The 13,817-nt window shown below is 71.5% G+C and carries 12 protein-coding genes and 1 tRNA gene; 4 read left to right on the forward strand and 9 right to left on the reverse strand.

The window, feature by feature from the left end:
• Positions 1-47 precede the first annotated feature (47 nt).
• A complete protein-coding gene (locus tag AC5WRT_RS00800; protein WP_496091995.1) occupies positions 48-668 on the forward strand; it encodes a MerR family transcriptional regulator in 621 nt (206 codons plus the stop codon).
• Positions 669-1,270: 602 nt separating this feature from the next.
• Here the strand turns inward: AC5WRT_RS00800 and AC5WRT_RS00805 are convergent.
• Complete coding sequence (locus AC5WRT_RS00805; protein WP_496091996.1) at positions 1,271-2,065, reverse strand: exodeoxyribonuclease III; 795 nt, start codon at positions 2,063-2,065, stop codon at positions 1,271-1,273.
• Between the two features lie 89 nt (positions 2,066-2,154).
• On the opposite strand from AC5WRT_RS00805, the gene AC5WRT_RS00810 reads away from it, so the two are divergent.
• Entirely contained in the window at positions 2,155-2,631 is a 477-nt protein-coding gene (locus AC5WRT_RS00810; protein WP_496091997.1) for a GNAT family N-acetyltransferase, read from the forward strand.
• 49 nt (positions 2,632-2,680) lie between these two features.
• Here AC5WRT_RS00810 and AC5WRT_RS00815 read toward each other — a convergent pair.
• The 7 genes from AC5WRT_RS00815 to galU form a co-directional block, all read right to left on the reverse strand.
• Positions 2,681-2,754, reverse strand: a tRNA-Ala gene (locus AC5WRT_RS00815).
• Between the two features lie 91 nt (positions 2,755-2,845).
• Positions 2,846-4,066, reverse strand: a complete 1,221-nt coding sequence (gene sepX / locus AC5WRT_RS00820; protein ID WP_496091639.1) for a divisome protein SepX/GlpR — start codon at positions 4,064-4,066, stop codon at positions 2,846-2,848.
• Positions 4,067-4,264: 198 nt separating this feature from the next.
• Positions 4,265-4,897 carry a GNAT family N-acetyltransferase gene (locus AC5WRT_RS00825; RefSeq protein WP_496091640.1) on the reverse strand — a complete coding sequence of 211 codons (633 nt, stop codon included), beginning with the start codon at positions 4,895-4,897 and terminating at the stop codon, positions 4,265-4,267.
• A gap of 20 nt (positions 4,898-4,917) precedes the next feature.
• Positions 4,918-5,418 (reverse strand): MogA/MoaB family molybdenum cofactor biosynthesis protein, encoded by a 501-nt coding sequence (locus AC5WRT_RS00830; RefSeq protein ID WP_496091641.1) that lies wholly within the window; start codon positions 5,416-5,418, stop codon positions 4,918-4,920.
• A complete protein-coding gene (gene moaC / locus AC5WRT_RS00835) occupies positions 5,415-5,927 on the reverse strand; it encodes a cyclic pyranopterin monophosphate synthase MoaC (RefSeq protein WP_496091642.1) in 513 nt (170 codons plus the stop codon). The genes AC5WRT_RS00830 and moaC overlap by 4 nt, the downstream gene beginning before the upstream one ends.
• A 133-nt stretch (positions 5,928-6,060) precedes the next feature.
• Positions 6,061-7,383 carry a molybdotransferase-like divisome protein Glp gene (gene glp, locus AC5WRT_RS00840; protein WP_496091643.1) on the reverse strand — a complete coding sequence of 441 codons (1,323 nt, stop codon included), beginning with the start codon at positions 7,381-7,383 and terminating at the stop codon, positions 6,061-6,063.
• Complete coding sequence (galU, locus tag AC5WRT_RS00845; RefSeq protein ID WP_496091644.1) at positions 7,380-8,291, reverse strand: UTP--glucose-1-phosphate uridylyltransferase GalU; 912 nt, start codon at positions 8,289-8,291, stop codon at positions 7,380-7,382. Before galU ends, glp begins: the two co-directional genes overlap by 4 nt.
• 94 nt (positions 8,292-8,385) lie before the next feature.
• On the opposite strand from galU, the gene AC5WRT_RS00850 reads away from it, so the two are divergent.
• Positions 8,386-9,006, forward strand: a complete 621-nt coding sequence (locus AC5WRT_RS00850) for a 5-formyltetrahydrofolate cyclo-ligase (protein ID WP_496099833.1) — start codon at positions 8,386-8,388, stop codon at positions 9,004-9,006.
• Positions 9,007-9,070: 64 nt separating this feature from the next.
• On the opposite strand, the gene AC5WRT_RS00855 is transcribed toward AC5WRT_RS00850, so the two are convergent.
• Positions 9,071-11,914 carry a penicillin acylase family protein gene (locus tag AC5WRT_RS00855; RefSeq protein WP_496091646.1) on the reverse strand — a complete coding sequence of 948 codons (2,844 nt, stop codon included), beginning with the start codon at positions 11,912-11,914 and terminating at the stop codon, positions 9,071-9,073.
• A gap of 266 nt (positions 11,915-12,180) precedes the next feature.
• Between AC5WRT_RS00855 and AC5WRT_RS00860 the strand changes: the two genes are divergently transcribed.
• Complete coding sequence (locus AC5WRT_RS00860; RefSeq protein ID WP_496091998.1) at positions 12,181-13,686, forward strand: potassium/proton antiporter; 1,506 nt, start codon at positions 12,181-12,183, stop codon at positions 13,684-13,686.
• Positions 13,687-13,817: the final 131 nt, after the last annotated feature.

The raw sequence follows: 13,817 nt of genomic DNA on the forward strand, positions 1-13,817 counted from the left end.
ACACGGAACACCCGGAGGCAGGGCCGCCGGCACGGCGCGAGTACCGCATGGAGGAGCTGGCCGGACTGGCCGGCATCACCGTGCGCACGCTGCGCTTCTACCGCGAGCGCAAGCTGATCCCGCCGCCCCGCCGCGAGGGCCGTATCGCCTGGTACGACGACCACCACCTGGCCCGTCTGCGCACCATCGCCGCCCTGCTGGAGCGCGGCCACACCCTCAGCGGCATCGCGGAACTCGCCGAGGCCCTCGACCAGGGCCGCGACGTCGCCGACCTCCTCGGCGTCGGCACCCCGACCGAGGAGGAACCGGTCCGCCTCACCCCCGAGGAACTCGCCGCCCGCTTCGAGGGCGAGGTCACCCCCGAGAACCTCGCCGCCGCCATGGAACTGGGCTACCTCGGCACCGACGGCGACGAGATCGTCCACATCAGCCGCCGCCTGCTGGACGTGTCCTCCGCACTGGTCCGTGAGGGCATCCCGCTCGCCGAGGTCCTCACGGCCGGCGCCCGCGTCCGCGAACACGCCGACGCCCTGGCCGAACTCTTCACCGACCTGGTCCTCCGCCACGCCCCCGAGGAGGACCTCCACCGCCTGCGTCCCCTGGCCCGCAACGTGGTGGAGGCGGAACTGTCCCTGGCCCTCGACCGACGGATCAGCAAGCGGGGCTAGAGGGCGTGTTTCGAAAGTCCCGTCTGGTCCGCGACGTCTGGCACGGCACCTCGCCGCGTTGTCGGGATCGTCCACGTACACCCGGTACGAGGACGACCCTCCGCCTTGCGATGCACCGCACCAGACGCCGCGGACCCCGCCCTCCGGGCGGACGACGCCACTTTCGAAACACGCCCTAGGCTCGCCGATCGTTCACTCCATCGGGCACCTTTCCGGCAAGCGTCGGCGAATGTCGATTCGACCTTCGACAGTGAAATCGAAAAGGCTCCGGCGGCTGCGCCACCAGGGTTCTTCGGACCCGCTCGAACGGAACACAGCACTCGAGGCCTCGGACCACAGCGGTACGCTCGACCGCCACCGCCGAGCGACAGGGAGGGCGGCACCTGCCACCCGCGAGGACCTGCTGCGCGACGGAGTCGGAGTCCGCGTCGTCGCCGCCGAGGGCCGACGCGGCGGTGGGCCCGAACGAACCGACGGGCCGGACACATCACGCCCGACCCTCACGATCGGGGAAGGCGCCACGCGGCCGGGACACCGACGCGACCACCGGGTGACCGCACGTGGGCCTCGTCGCCGGAACGGGCACGCACGCGCGGTCGGCGTCAGATGTCGAAGACCACTGTCACCGGAGCGTGGTCGGACCACCGTTGCTCATGACTGGCCGCTCGCTCCACCACCGCCTTGACCGCACGCCGAGCGAGGCCGGGCGTCGCCACGGCAAGATCGATCCTCCACCCCGCATCGTTGTCGAACGCCCGCCCCCGGTAGGACCACCAGGTGTACGGGCCCTCGGTCTCGGGGTGCAGGGTGCGCACGACGTCGACGTAGCCGCCGTCCCCGGGGGCGAACACCCGGCTGAGCCAGGCGCGTTCCTCGGGCAGGAAGCCGGAGTTCCGGGTGTTGCCGCGCCAGTTCTTGAGGTCGGCCTGCTGGTGGGCGATGTTCCAGTCGCCGCAGACGACGACCTCGCGGCCCTCGGCGGCGGCCCGCTCGCGCAGCGCCTTGAGATAGGTGAGGAACTCGTCCATGAAACGGATCTTCTCGTCCTGCCGCTCGGTGCCGACCTCGCCGGAGGGAAGGTAGAGGGAGGCGACCGTGACGCCGGGCAGGTCGGCCTCGGCGTAGCGCCCGCCGGCGTCGAACCCGGCCGAGCCGAAACCGATCCGGACGGCGTCGGGTTCGCGCCGAGTGTAGAGGGAGACGCCCGCGCGGCCCTTGGTGGCGGCCGGGGCGTGCAGGACGTGCCAGCCGTCGGGCCGGCGCACCTCCTCGGGCAGCTGATGCGGCTCCGCGCGCACCTCCTGCAGGCAGACGACGTCCGCGTCCGTCTGCGCGAGCCACTCCACGAAGCCCTTCTTGGCGGCGGCTCGCAGGCCGTTCACGTTCACCGAGGTCACAGTCAGCACCCGGGCACGATACCGGCACGCTGGTCGGAGCCCGCAAAGTCCGGGGCACCCGCCGACTGCATAGAAGTACGATGCCCAGCATGTATGTACGCCGCGTACGTTTCGATCACCCCGACGCCGTGAAGCTCAACGACGAGGTCCAGGCCGAGTACGCCGAGCGCTACGGGGACGAAGGCGACGCCACCGTCCTCGCCGCCACGGACTTCGACCCGCCGAACGGCGTGTATCTGATCGCGTACGACGCGTTCGACCGCCCCGTGGCCACCGGCGGCTGGCGCAGCCAGGACCGCAACGACGTGGGCAATGAGGACGGCGACGCCGAACTGAAGCGCATGTTCGTCGTCGCGCAGATGCGCGGCCGCGGCCTGGCCCGCCGCATCCTGGCGGCCCTGGAGGAGGACGCCCGCGCGGCCGGCCGCGTGCGCATGGTCCTGGAGACGGGCACCAAGCAGCCGGAGGCCATCGCCCTGTACACCTCCAGCGGTTACGAGCCGTGCGCCAAGTTCGGCCACTACCGCCACCACGAGGACAGCCGCTGTTTCGCCAAGCGGCTGTAGAGACGATGAAACCCCGGTCGGCTTTCACCGACCGGGGCTTCATGCTGCGTGGACCTGAGGGGATTTGAACCCCTGGCCCCCTCGATGCGAACGAGGTGCGCTACCGGACTGCGCCACAGGCCCTTGCAACGAGTGAAACTTTAGCATCCCGATCGGGGTGCTTGGAAATCCGTTCCCGGACTGGTCAGCGCGCCTTCCCGGAGTATGGCGGGCGTCACTCGTTGGCCGCGCGCGGGCGGTCGCGGTCCTCGTACTGGTCGAAGAGGGGGGTGCGGCCGCGCTCGCGCGACCGGCGGGCGGAGGCGGCGGGGTTGCCTCCGCGGGAGCGGGTCCGGGCCTGGGGGCGGGCGTCTGCGCGGCCGGCCGTCGGCGTGTCCCCGGACGCGGGCGCCTGCTCGTCGGTCTCCGCCCCCGGCGCGTGGCGCGTCTCCTGCTCCGGCGCGACCGAGCTGGAACGCGCCGAACTCCAGGTGTCGGGCGCCCCGAGATCCACGTCGGACGTGGCACGCGGCGCGACCGGTGCGGTCACGTACGTCGGCAGGGGTACCGGCACCGGGTCCCAGCTGTCGCCGCCGGGCCGCCGCTGCCGCTCCCGCTGCTGGTCGACCCACTCGGCGTGGTCCGTCTGCTCGACCAGGGCGCGCCGGTCGGCGGCGAGCGCGGCGAGCCCGGGGTCCGTCCCGGTCTTGGGGGCCTCCTCCGGTTCGTCGGCGCCGGGGACCGCGTCCAGCGGCGGGCGGCGGCGCGGCTGGCGCTCGCGTTCCCGCAGCCGCTGGGCGGCGACCTCCGCGCGGCGGCGGTCCATCTGGTAGGCGAAGCGGCGGCGCTCCTGGGAGCGCAGGTACGCGATGTACGCGCTGAGCAGCACGGCCGGCGCGGCGGGCGCCCACAGGAAGGCGAGTCCGCCGACGGCCGCGACGATCGCGCCGAGGGTGAAGGCGAGGAAGAGGACCACGGTGGTACGCCGGCGGCGCGCGAGGACCTTCGAGCGCCGGGCGCGTGCTGCGGCCGCCTGCGCCGAGGGCGCCGACCGCGCGGACGGCACCCGTTCCCGCGCGGGCGCGGAAAGGGACTTGGGCGACGGCGCTGCGACCTGCTCGCGCGCCGGGTCCACCCTGCCGGGTGACTCGGACTCGATGCCGGAGTCCGCCTGGCGGCGGGTCGGAGGCACGGCGAAGGCCCGGACGTCCACCGAGTCGGTGACGGCGTCCGGTTCGCCGGCGTCCGGCTCCCCCTCCTGGGCGGAGCGTGCCCGCAGGTCCCTGGCGTATCGGCGCTCCATTCCCGCCCGTCCGGACAGCAGCCGGATGGCGGTGCTGAAGCGTTCCGTCGGACGGGCCTCGTTCAGCTCGTCCTGCCTACGGAGCCACATCGGCACCAAGTAGGCGGCCCAGGCCCCGACAATGACTGCGTAGATGAGGCCGCTGCTGCTCACGTCTCACACCGTAGAGGGGTTTACGCGAGGCCATCCGCCAATTGGGCCGGTGTGTCGCACGATCCGGCTGATATTTCCAGCTTTTTTTGCGACCCATGCGATCAGTGGACCGCCGCAGACGGGAATTCAATGCTCCCGAGACGGTCAACAGTCGGTCAATTTCGAACACATATTCAATTTACGTCGGCCGGCACACGGCTAGGCGTGATTCTCCGGCGTGTTCTGGGCATTGCGGCGCTCCGCCCGGGGGCGTGCCCGCTTCCACCGGGCGAGCAAACCGTCGGGCACCTCTTCGGCGGTGAGCGCGAACACCAGGTGGTCCCGCCAGGCGCCGTCGATGTGCAGATAGCGCGGCCGGAGCCCCTCCTCGCGGAATCCGAGTTTCTCCACGACCCGGCGGCTCGGCCGGTTCTCGGGGCGAATGCAGACCTCGACGCGGTGCAGTCCGACCGTGCGGAAGCAGTGGTCCACGACGAGCGCGACCGCCGTCGGCATCACCCCGCGTCCGGCCACCGCCTCGTCCACCCAGTAGCCCACGTGGCCCGAGCACATCGATCCCCAGGTGATCCCGGCGACCGTCAGCTGCCCGACGAGCCGACCCTGGTACTCGATGACGAACGGCAGCATCCGGCCGGCGCCGGCCTCGGACCGCAGGTGCCGGACCATCTGCCGGTAGGTCGGCCGGTGCGCTATCGGCCCGCTGGGGGTGGGCGGCGGAATGGTTGCCTCCCAGGGGCGCAGCCAGTCGCGGTTGCGCCGGTTCACCTCGCGCCAGGCCCGCTGGTCGCGCAGCCGTATCGGCCGGAGGACGACATCGCCGTCCGCCAGCACGACGGGCCATGATGGGCTGTTCAGCTCGCACCCCCGCTCATGGGTCCGGGGTGGTCGCCGCCGCGGATCTGGTCGACGGCGTGGACCAGCAGCGGCTCCAGCACGGCGAGTCCGTCCTTCACACCGCCCGTGGAACCCGGCAGGTTGACGATCAGGGTCCGGCCCGCCACCCCGGCCAGGCCCCTGGAGAGCGCCGCGGTCGGCACCTTCTCCCGTCCGAACGCCCGGATGGCCTCCGCTATGCCCGGCACCTCGCGGTCGATCACCGCGCGGGTCGCCTCGGGTGTGCGGTCGGTCGGCGAGATGCCGGTGCCGCCGGTGGTGACGATCGCGTCGTAGCCGGCGGCGACCCCCGCGCGCAGGGCCGCCTCCACGGGCTCCCCGTCCGGGACGACCCGGGGGCCGTCGACGGTGAGACCGAAGCGCCTGAGGCCGTCGGCGACCAAGGGACCGCCCTTGTCCTCGTAGACGCCCGCGGCAGCCCTGTTGGAGGCGGTGACCACCAGAGCCCGGTAGGTCATGCCCGGCTCCAGTCGCCCGACTTGCCGCCCGTCTTCTCCTCCACCCGCACGTCCGTGATGACCGCTCCCTTGTCGACAGCCTTGACCATGTCGATCACGGTGAGCGCGGCGACCGTCACGGCGGTGAGGGCCTCCATCTCGACGCCCGTGCGGTCCGTGGTCCTCACGGTGGCCTGGATCTCCACGGCGTCGTCCGCGACCGACAGATCCAGTTTCACACCGGACACCGACAACGGGTGGCACAGCGGGATCAGGTCCGGGGTGCGCTTGGCGCCCATGATGCCGGCGATGCGGGCGGTGGCGAGGGCGTCGCCCTTGGGCACTCCCTCACCGCGCAGCAGCTCGACCACGCGCGGGGAGACGAGGACGCGGCCGCGGGCACGGGCGGTGCGCGCGGTCACCTCCTTGCCGGACACGTCGACCATGCGGGCCGCGCCCGACTCGTCGATGTGCGTCAGGCGGTCCTGCACAGGGGATCCGGGGGTCTCCCCCCGGAAGGACTCAGTCATGCTGTGTGCCGCTCCCGGTTCGGGCCCGGCGCACTGCGCGGCTCGGGCCTGTTGTGCGCGACACGGTACCGCCCTGTCCGCGCACGCACCGGCCGAGGACCCCGTCGGGCGCACGCACGCCCGTGCCCGGACCTCAGCCGAGCAGCACGACCTCCACCTCGGTGCCGGGCGCGACGGACTCCACGTCCTCGGGGACGACGATCAGGGCGTCGGCGTGCGCCAGCGCCGCGATCAGGTGCGAGCCGGCACCGCCCACGGGGGTCACCTCGCCGTCGCCGTACGCGCCGCGCAGGAACTGCCGGCGTCCCTTGGGCGAGCGCAGTGCCCCGTCGGCTCTCAGCGTGGCCCGGGTGCGCGGGCGGTGCACGTCGGGGAGGCCCATCAGGGTGCGGATGACGGGGCGGACGAACAGCTCGAAGGAGACGTACGACGACACGGGGTTGCCCGGCAGGGCCAGCAGCGGCGTGTGGTCGGGGCCGACGGAGCCGAAGCCCTGGGGCTTGCCGGGCTGCATGGCGAGCTTGCGGAACTCGACGCCGCCACCCGCCTCGTCCTCGTCGCCGACGTGCGCCAGGGCCTCCTTGACGACGTCGTACGCCCCGACGCTCACCCCGCCCGTGGTCACCAGCAGGTCGGCGCGGACGAGCTGGTCCTCGATGGTGGAGCGGAGGGTCTCGGCGTCGTCGGCGACGGCGCCGACCCGGTAGGCGATGGCGCCCGCGTCCCGCGCGGCGGCGGTGAGGGCGAAGCTGTTGGAGTCGTAGATCTGGCCGCGGCCCAGTTCCTCGCCGGGCTGGACGAGTTCGCTGCCGGTGGACAGGACGACCACGCGCGGGCGCGGGCGCACGTGCACCGTGCCGCGGCCGATCGCGGCGAGCAGCGCGATCTGCGAGGGTCCGAGGATCGTGCCGGCCTCCAGGGCGCGGTCGCCGGCCTGCACGTCGCTGCCCGCGGCGCGCACGTGCGCGCGTGCCTCGACGGGGCGGTGCACGCGCACCTGTCCCCGGGCGCCCTCGGGTGCCAGGCTGCGGGCCCGCATGCCGCTCACGGGGCCCGCGCCGAGCCCGCCGTCGGTCCACTCCACCGGGACGACGGCCTCGGCGCCGGGCGGCAGCGGGGCACCGGTCATGATGCGGGCGGCCTGGCCGGGGCCGACCCGGACCGGGTCGGCCGCGCCCGCCGCGACGTCGCCGACGACCTCGAGGACGGCCGGGAACTCCTCGCCGGCGCCCGCGACGTCCGCGACCCGCACCGCGTACCCGTCCATGGAGCTGTTGTCGAACGGCGGCAGGGACACCGGCACCGTGATGCCGTCGACCAGGACGCAGCCCTGGGCGTCGAGCAGTTGCAGCTCGATGGGTTCGAGGGGGCGGACGGTGGTGAGGACGTCCTCCAGGTGCTCGTCCACCGACCACAGGTGGTCCGGGCCGACGGGGCGGGTCGCGGCGGTGCTCAACGTTGCTGCATCTCCTCGGCTACGTAACTGCGAAGCCAGGTCCGGAAGTCCGGGCCCAGGTCTTCACGTTCGCACGCGAGTCTGACAATGGCACGCAGGTAGTCGCCACGGTCGCCGGTGTCGTAACGGCGGCCCTCGAAGACGACACCGTGCACCGGACCGCCGATCTTCTCGTCCTCCGCGAGCTGCTGGAGGGCGTCGGTGAGCTGGATCTCCCCACCGCGGCCGGGTTCGGTCTTGCGCAGTATGTCGAAGATGTGCGGGTCGAGGACGTACCGGCCGATGACCGCGTAGCTCGACGGGGCGTCCGCCGGGTCCGGCTTCTCGACCAGTCCGGTCACCCGCACCACGTCGCCGTCGGCGGTCGGTTCCACGGCCGCGCAGCCGTAGAGGTGGATCTGCTCGGGCGCGACCTCCATGAGGGCGATCACGCTGCCGCCGTGCCGCTCCTGGACCTCGATCATGCGCTGGAGCAGCGGGTCGCGCGGGTCGATCAGGTCGTCGCCCAGGAGCACGGCGAAGGGCTCGTGGCCGACGTGCGGGGCGGCGCACAGCACGGCGTGGCCGAGGCCCCTGGGGTCGCCCTGGCGGACGTAGTGCATGGTCGCCAGGTCGCTGGACTCCTGCACCTTCGCGAGCCGTTCGGCGTCGCCCTTCTTCTCGAGGGCCGACTCCAGTTCGTAGTTGCGGTCGAAGTGGTCCTCAAGGGGGCGCTTGTTGCGTCCGGTGACCATGAGAACATCGTCGAGCCCCGCCGAAACGGCCTCCTCGACCACGTACTGGATCGCGGGCTTGTCGACGACCGGCAGCATCTCCTTGGGAGTGGCCTTGGTGGCCGGCAGGAACCGGGTGCCGAGGCCGGCCGCGGGAATGACAGCCTTGCTGATCCTGGGGTGCGACTGAGTCATGCCCGCAACCATATCCGGTGCCTTTGTGCGGAATCTGTGGCTCAGATTGGTTGACCCTTTATGACTGCATTCAAGAAGGGTGCGAGAACGACCCGTGGAACACGACGGACGCACGAGCGAGCCTGACAAGCGAACGTTGCGGCGGGAGTTCCTCTCGGTGAGGAACAGGTTGACGGACGATGACGTCGACGAAACGGCCCGCGCGCTGGCCGAGCGCGCCCTGGAGCTGCCCGAACTGGCGCGGGCGCACACCGTGGCGGCGTACGTCTCCGTGGGGACAGAGCCCGGCACCCCCGCGCTGCTGGACGCGCTGCGCACGCGGGGCGTACGGGTGCTGCTCCCCGCGCTCCTGCCCGACAACGACCTCGACTGGGGCGAGTACACCGGCCCGGGCTCCCTCGCCCGGGTCCGGCACGGCGGAAGGACGGCACTCCTCGAACCCCTCGGTGCGCGGCTCGGCCCGGACGCCGTGACGGCCGCGGACGTCGTCCTGCTGCCCGGGCTCGCCGTCGACGCGCGCGGGATGCGGCTGGGGCGGGGCGGAGGCTCGTACGACCGCGTGCTGGCCCGGCTGGAGCGCGCGGGCGTCCGTCCCCGGCTCGTGGTGCTGCTGTACGACGCGGAAGTCGTCGCGCACGTCCCGGCGGAGGCGCACGACAAGCCCGTGCACGCCGTGGTGACCCCGTCCGGCGTGCGCCGCTTCCCGGAGGCCTGACGGCTCATACGCGAAACGGCCCCCCACGCGGGCGTGGAGGGCCGTTCTCCGTTCCGTCAGCCGGTCACGGCTTGAGGACGAGGCTGTCGCTGGTGCTGTCGTCGACCGCCTTGGCCGTGAACGACCAGGGCAGCAGCTCGCCCTTGGCCCACAGGCTCGTCTGGTCCGTGTAGTGCGCGCTGAAGGCGTGCCCGGAGGCACCGGTCAGGTTGATCCACTTGGACTTGTCCAGGTCGGCGAGGTTGACGACCATCCGCATGGACGGCACCCACACGACGCCGTAGCCGCCGGCGGCGTTCCAGCCGGTCGCGTTGACCGTGGCCTCGCCGCCGCTGAGCTTCCAGGGGCCGCGGTTGAGGATGTACTGCAGCGCCTGGGGGCCGTCGGTGCCGAGCGTCTGGTTCTTCAGGAACAGGCGGTGCAGCCGGCCCCAGCTCCAGGTGTCGATGTCCTTGCCGAGCTTGGCGGTCAGCTCCCAGCGGGCGTCGATCATGGCGCGGGCGAAGAGCTGGTCCATGTCGTGGGCCGCGGGGCGGGTGCCCGAGCGTGGCGTCTTCCACCAGTCGCTGTTCGGCTTGTCCATCAGGTTCCGCACGACCTCGAACCAGCGGTCGCCGCCGTCCGGCTGCGCCTGGTCGGCGTCGCGCTGGCCGCACTCGCGCACCTTGGTGTCGTCGTCGACCGGGCCGGTGCTGTCGATCCTGTCGACCCACAGGCACTGTCCCTGGACACGCAGCTCCTTGGGGAGCTTGTTGCCGAACGCGAGCTTGAGGATGTTGCGCCAGACCGCGTTGAAGTAGGCGGCCGCAGCGGAGTCGGACTCCTGGGTGTAGTCCCAGCCCTCCAGCAGCTTCTGCGCGTCGCGCACGTCCTTGTCGTCGAGGTTGATCTTCAGCAGCCTCGGCACCAGGAGTTTGGCGATCTCGCTGCTGTTGTCCAGCTGCATCTGCCGCATGTCGTCGGTCGAGATCTTGCCGCCGTCCTTGATCTTGGACTCGATCAGGTCGGTGATGCGCTGGCTGCGGGTTCCGTAGCCCCAGTCGGTGGTGAGGGTGTACGGGTACTTGTCCTTGTCGACCACGGCCTGGTTGGCGGTGACGATGTAGCCGCGCCTGGGGTCGAACTCGTAGGGCAGCTCGTTCTGCTTGATGAAGCCGGTCCAGCGGTACTTGGAGTCCCAGCCCGGCGCCGGGACGGAGCCGTCGTCCACCGAGGAGCGGGTCGGGATCTTCCCGGGCAGCGTGTAGCCGATGTGACCCTCGGTGTCGGCGTAGACGAGGTTCTGCGAGGGCACGTCGAACAGGGCGGCCGCCTGGCGGAACTCGTGCCAGTCCGAAGCCCTGTCGAGGGCGAAGACGGCGTCCATGGAGGTGCCCGGGTCGAGCGCGGTCCACCGCAGCGCGATGCCGTAGCCGTCGCCGCGGTCGGGGGCGGCGGTGCTGACGGTGGCCCGCTTGCCGACCTGGACGAGTTCGTCGTCGCGGTCGGACAGCAGGGGCATGCCGTCCTGGGTCTGGCGCACGACGATCGTCTTGGAGGAGCCGCCGGCGACCCTGATGGTCTCCTCGCGGGTCCTGAAGGGCCGGACCTTGCCGTCGTACAGGTAGCCGTTCGCGGTCACCTTCTCCAGGTAGAGGTCGGTGACGTCGACGCCGGAGTTCGTCATGCCCCAGGCGATGTTCGCGTTGTGGCCGATGATCACACCGGGCATGCCTGCGAAGGTGTATCCGGTCACGTCGTACTGGCACGCGCTGGAGACCGTGCGGCAGTGCAGGCCCATCTGGTACCAGACGCCCGGCAGGGACGCCTCGAGGTGCGGGTCGTTGGCGAGCAGCGGCTTGCCGGTGATGGTGTACTTCCCGGCCACCACCCAGGAGTTGGAGCCGATGCCCTGGCCGTTCACCCCGACGGCGGTCGGGACATCGTCCAGGATGTTGTGGAGACCCGCCAGCTGGCTCGTGAGCGACGATCCGGTCGCGGCCGAGGCGGAGGAGCCGGTCGTGCCCGCCGTGGCCCCGGAGGCGCCCGTGGCACCCCCGGCGGTGCCCGCCGTGCCCGTCGTGCCGGTGCCGCCTGCGGCCGTGGACGTGCCCGAGGCACCGCCCTGCCGGAAGGACTGCGTCAGCGTGTCGTACTGGCCCTCCTGCACGATCGGCTTGTTACGGCTGTAGGGGTACTCCGGGTACAGGTCCTGGATCTGCTGCGGGCCGAGGCGGCTGGTCATCAGGGCGCGGTCGATCTCGTCCTGCATGTTGCCGCGCAGGTCCCAGGCCATCGCCTTCAGCCAGGCCAGGGAGTCGACCGGGGTCCACGGCTGCGGCTTGTAGTCGTTGGTGAAACCCAGGGCGGCGTACTCCAGGGAGATGTCCTTGCCGTCCTTGCCCTTCAGGTAGGCGTTGACGCCGTTGGCGTACGCCTGGAGGTACCTCTTGGTGGAGGCCGACAGCTTGGTGTCGTACTCCTGCTTCGCCACCCGGTCCCAGCCGAGCGTGCGCAGGAACTCGTCGTTCTTGATCTGGCTCGTGCCGAACATCTCCGACAGGCGACCGGACGTCATGTGCCTGCGCACGTCCATTTCCCAGAACCGGTCCTGCGCCTGGACGTAACCCTGCGCCATGAACAGGTCCGCGTCGGAGGACGCGTAGATCTGCGGGATGCCGTTGCCGTCCCGCTTGACGTCGACGGGTCCCGACAGACCCGGAAGCGTGATCGTTCCCTTGGTCTGCGGGAAGGAGGCACGGACGGTGCTGACCGACCAGTAGCCGCCGTAGGCGATGCCTGCGACGACGGCCAGGACCAGCACCAGCACGATCAGTCGGGCTCTGCGCCCCTTCTTCCTGCCGGACTCGGCGGGCGCGGCACCGGTGGTGGCGGTGTCTCCCGTTGTGGCGGTGGTGTTGGGGGGCATCGCTGTCCTTGCTGTCCTAACGCGAGCGGCAGGTCGGGCTGTGACTTTGAATGAGCGCTGGAGCAACCATAGGCGCAGGGCCCCGCGCCGCTTGACGCGGAGTCGGGAACCGGCGCGCACGGACGTTCGATCTTGCCCCGCCGAGCGTCAAGGAAGCGTCAAGAGTTAGGTAAGGTAATGAAGTACTTGGGTGCGGTGCGCCGCAGCCCCGGGTCTTGTGAACGTGTGCTCGCGCCTCCGGTGCGAGCCGAGGAAGGGAACCGCCGCTGACCGTTCACCACCTCAACCAGCTCCTGCTCGTCTGCTCCGTGGTCCTGCTCGTCGCCGTCGCGGCCGTGCGCATCTCCTCCCGCAGCGGGCTCCCCAGCCTGCTCGTCTACCTGGCCATCGGCGTCCTCATGGGCCAGGACGGCGTCGGCCACATCCACTTCAACGGCGTCGCGGCGACCCAGGTCATGGGGTACGCCGCACTGGTCGTGATCCTCGCCGAGGGCGGTCTCGGCACGAAGTGGAAGGAGATCAGGCCGGTCCTGCCGTCCGCCTCCGTCCTGGCCACCCTCGGAGTCGCCGTCAGCGTGGCCGTCACCGCGGCGGGCGCGCACTACCTGGTCGGGCTGGGGTGGCGCCAGGCGCTCATCATCGGCGCGGTGGTGTCGTCGACGGACGCGGCGGCGGTCTTCTCCGTGCTGCGCCGCATTCCCCTCCCCGCGCGCGTGACGGGCACGCTGGAGGCGGAGTCCGGCTTCAACGACGCACCGGTGGTCATCCTGGTCGTCGCCTTCTCCGTGGCCGGCCCGGTCGAGCACTGGTACCTGCTGCTGGGCAAGATCGTCCTGGAGCTCGCCATCGGCGCGGCCGTGGGGCTCGGGGTGGGCTGGTTCGGCTCCTGGGGCCTCAAGCACGTCGCCCTGCCCGCGTCCGGCCTCTATCCGATCGCGGTGATGGCGATCGCCGTCACCGCGTACGCCGCCGGCGCGCTGGGGCACGGCAGCGGCTTCCTGGCCGTCTACCTGGCCTCGATGATGCTCGGCAACGCCAAACTGCCGCACTGGCCGGCCACCCGCGGTTTCGCCGAGGGGCTCGGCTGGATCGCCCAGATCGGCATGTTCGTCCTGCTCGGCCTGCTGGTCACCCCGCACGAACTCGGCGACGACGTCTGGCCCGCGCTGGTGATCGGGCTGGTCCTGACCATGGTGGCCCGCCCGCTGAGCGTGGTGCTCAGCCTGGCGCCGTTCCGCGTGCCGTGGCAGGAGGAGACGCTGATGTCGTGGGCGGGGCTGCGCGGCGCGGTCCCCATCATCCTGGCCACCATCCCCATGGTGAACGGCGTCACCGGCAGCCGCCGCATCTTCAACATCGTCTTCGTGCTCGTGGTCGTCTACACCCTGCTCCAGGGACCGACGCTGCCCTGGCTGGCCCGCACCCTGCGGCTGGGCGAGAAGGGCGAGGCGGCCGACCTCGGCATCGAGTCGGCGCCCCTGGAGCGGCTGCGCGGCCACCTGCTGTCCGTCTCGGTCCCCGAGGGCTCGCGGATGCACGGGGTGGAGGTCAGCGAGCTGCGCCTGCCGTCCGGGGCCGCCGTCACCCTCGTCGTCCGCGAAGGAAAATCGTTCGTTCCGCTGCCCTCGACCGTGCTGCGCCGGGGCGACGAACTGCTCGTCGTCGCCACCGACCCGGTCCGCGACGCCGCGGAACGGCGGCTGCGCGCGGTCGCCCACGGCGGCAAGCTGGCGGGCTGGCTCGGCACGGACGGCGCGGGAAGCACGCGTTGACGGCACAGGGCACGCGGTCCGCCTCTCCGTGAAATCCCAGGCCGGTCACCCGCGTGGTGCCCCGTTTCACAGCCGTGGCAGCCGTTGATCCCTGTACGATGAAGCCGCACCCTGATCGAACCAACTCTGCC

It is taken from the genome of Streptomyces sp. NTD91 (assembly GCF_059510455.1).